We start from the raw sequence: 2699 nt of genomic DNA, 5'->3' as shown, positions 1-2699 counted from the left end.
AGCGCAGCCGGCCGACGAGCCCGGCCGGGTCCACGCCCTGGGCGAGCAGGCGCACCGCGTGGGCCGTCAGGTCGGAGGCGGCGAGCGCGGTGGGGTGGCCGTGGGTGAGGGCCGCCTGGAGCTGCGCGGCACCGGCGCGCTCCTCGTCGCCGAGGCCGGGGACGAGGCCGAGGGGCGCGACCCGCATGTTGGCGCCGCACCCCTTGGAGTGGATCTGGCTCGCGTCCTGCCAGGGCAGGTCGGTGGTGAGCGACTGGCAGGCGACGAGGCAGGTGCGGCCGGGGGCGCGGTTGTTCTCCGGCGACCGGTACCAGTCGACGTACTCCTCCCGCAGCGGACGGACCAGCCGGAGCGGGGTGAGGGGGCCCCGCCCCAGGGCGGTGCGCAGGGCGCGGGCGAGGGCGAGGGTCATCTGGGTGTCGTCGGTGACGTACGCGACGCCCCGGGTCGTCGGGAGTTCCGCCGTCCGCCAGGGCCCGTACTTCGCGAGGATCGACGGCACGTCGTGGAACTCGGTGGGGAACCCGAGCGCGTCGCCGAGCGCGAGCCCCGTCAGCGCCCCCGTCGCCGCCCGCTTGGCCGCCTGGTGCGTGGTCATGCCGATCGTCCTTCCGGTCGGAGCAGCGGCGGGTGGAGGGCCGTGGCCTCTCCCGCCCGGTAGAGCGCGGCCGGTTTCCCCCGTCCGCCGGTGCGGCGCGGCGGTCCTTCCACGGGCCGGACGAAGCCGGGCGTGGTGAGGACCTTGCGCCGGAAGTTGGGGCGGTCGAGTTCGACGCCCCAGACCGTCTCGTAGACCTGCCGCAGCTCGCCGAGGGTGAACTCGGGCGGGCAGAAGGCGGTGGCGAGACACGTGTACTCGAGCTTGGCGCCGACGCGTTCGCGGGCGTCGGCGAGGATCCGGTCGTGGTCGAAGGCGAGCGGCCCGTGCTCCCCGTAGGGCAGCCAGCGCGCCTCGGCGGCGTCGCCGCCGCCCCGGGGTTCCGGCAGGCCGGGTACGAGGGCGGTGAACGCGACGGAGACGACCCGCATCCGGGGGTCGCGGTCGGGGTCGCTGTAGGTGCGGAGCTGTTCGAGGTGGAGCCCGGCGACGGTGCCGGCGGGCAGGCCCGTCTCCTCGGCGAGTTCGCGGCGGGCGGCCGTCTCGGCGGACTCGCGGGGCAGCACGAAGCCGCCCGGCAGGGCCCACTCCCCCGCGTGGGGCTCGTGGGCCCGCTGGACGAGCAGGACGTGCAGGCGTTCCTCGCGGACGGTGAGGACGGCGAGGTCCACGGTGACGGCGAACGGCTCGAAGGCGTGCGGGTCGTAGCCCTCGGGCGGGCGCGGGGGCGGGGTGCGGCCGTTCACCGGCGTACCTCCCAGGGCCGGGCGAGCAGCGCGTCCACTGCGGCGACGGCGGTGGCGAGCCGCTCCTCGGGCGGGCCGCTGAGGAGGACCGCGGGGCGGCCGGTGCGGATCAGACGGGTGAGGAGCCGGGCGGTGGTCCAGGCCCGGAGGTCCTCGGGGTCCGGGCCGCGGGGAACGCCCCGGTGGTCGGTGAGCAGCCAGAGGTGCTGCCGCCCCCGGGCGGCGACGGCGCACGTGCCGGGGCTGCGGGTGCCGAAGCGCCCTTCGTGCCGGATGGTGGCGGCGAAGGCGTCGCCGTCGCAGACGAGCAGCGGGGAGCCCTCGCGCGCGGCCCGCTCCTCGTCCTCGGCCCGGCGCTGGGCGGCGACGGGGAAGTCGCGGGATTCCCGCTCCCGGTCGGCTCGCGGCTCGGCGGCGAGGCAGCGGGTACGGGCCCACACGCCGCCGCGCCGCCGGTAGTGGCCGGTGAGGGCGCGCGCCAGGGTGGTGGCGCCGGTGGACCCGGCGCCGAGGACGACGACCCGCCGGGCGAGCGCGGCGCGGACGGGGGCCTCCAGGAGGTCCCAGTGGCCGGGCGGGTCGGCGAGCACGGCGGCGTCGTCGGGGCCGGGTCCACCGGCACCGGAACCGAGGCCTCGCGGGCCGAAACCGTGGCCTCCCGGACCGGAAGCAGGGCCTCCGGAGCAGGGACCGGGTCCTCCGCCGCCCGGACCCGGGCCGGCGACGGGGCCGGTGTCCCGGCCGGGGCCGCCCACTCCCCTGTCACCGCGCCCCGGCGCCGCGCCCGCGGGTTCCGCGTGCCACCCGCCGACGCGGACGAGCTCGGCGCCCTCCAGGCCGGGCCCCGGGCCGGCGTCCCCGTACGGCTCGGCGGTGAAGACCGCGTCGACGGACTCGGGCAGGTCGGCGGCGGTGTCGCCGGTGACGACGAGGGCCTCGGGGTGGATCTCCCGCAGCCAGGCGACGCGCGCGTCGAGCGGCAGGGCCGCGTCCTCGGTGGCGCGGACGAGCACGGTGACGCGCTCGCAGCGGGCCAGGGCGGTGCGGACGAGGTGGTGGTGGACCGCGTGCGGGGGGCAGAACGCGCCGGCGACGAGCCCGTGGCCGTACGCGCGCGCGGTCATGGCCGGGCCCCCGCCGTGAGCGGCCGGACGCCCCCGGCACGGTACGGCCGGGGCGCGCCGGGGCCTGGTCCACCCCCGTGGGTCCAGGCCCGCCGGCCGCACGCGGCGAGGGCCGTGCGGACGCTCCGCCGGAGCCGCCGGAGGATGGTCCGGACGGACGTCTTCCTCACACCCGCCTCCTTAAGAGTCACCCTGACTATAAATCGCGAGGAGGCTCGGCCACAAGGGTGG

At 78.2% G+C, this 2699-nt stretch carries 3 protein-coding genes; all 3 read right to left on the bottom strand.

Features of this window, described 5'->3' with window-relative positions:
• A partial coding sequence (locus RIF68_RS33605; protein WP_309055256.1) for an ADP-ribosylglycohydrolase family protein occupies positions 1 to 598 on the bottom strand: 598 nt, incomplete at its 3' end.
• The gene (locus RIF68_RS33600) at positions 595 to 1344 is read right to left on the bottom strand and encodes an NUDIX domain-containing protein (RefSeq protein ID WP_309055255.1); all 750 of its coding nucleotides are present in this window, start codon (positions 1342 to 1344) and stop codon (positions 595 to 597) included. The genes RIF68_RS33605 and RIF68_RS33600, both read right to left, overlap by 4 nt.
• Positions 1341 to 2468: an AAA family ATPase gene (locus tag RIF68_RS33595; RefSeq protein ID WP_309055254.1), complete on the bottom strand. Its 1128-nt coding sequence runs from the start codon at positions 2466 to 2468 to the stop codon at positions 1341 to 1343. The genes RIF68_RS33600 and RIF68_RS33595 overlap by 4 nt, the downstream gene beginning before the upstream one ends.
• Positions 2469 to 2699 lie beyond the last annotated feature (231 nt).

The organism is Streptomyces sp., from assembly GCF_031178505.1.
Classification (GTDB): Bacteria; Actinomycetota; Actinomycetes; order Streptomycetales; family Streptomycetaceae; genus Streptomyces; species Streptomyces gulbargensis.
The sequence above is the reverse complement of the archived record's forward strand: the minus strand, read 5'-3'. Positions and strand labels throughout refer to the sequence as shown.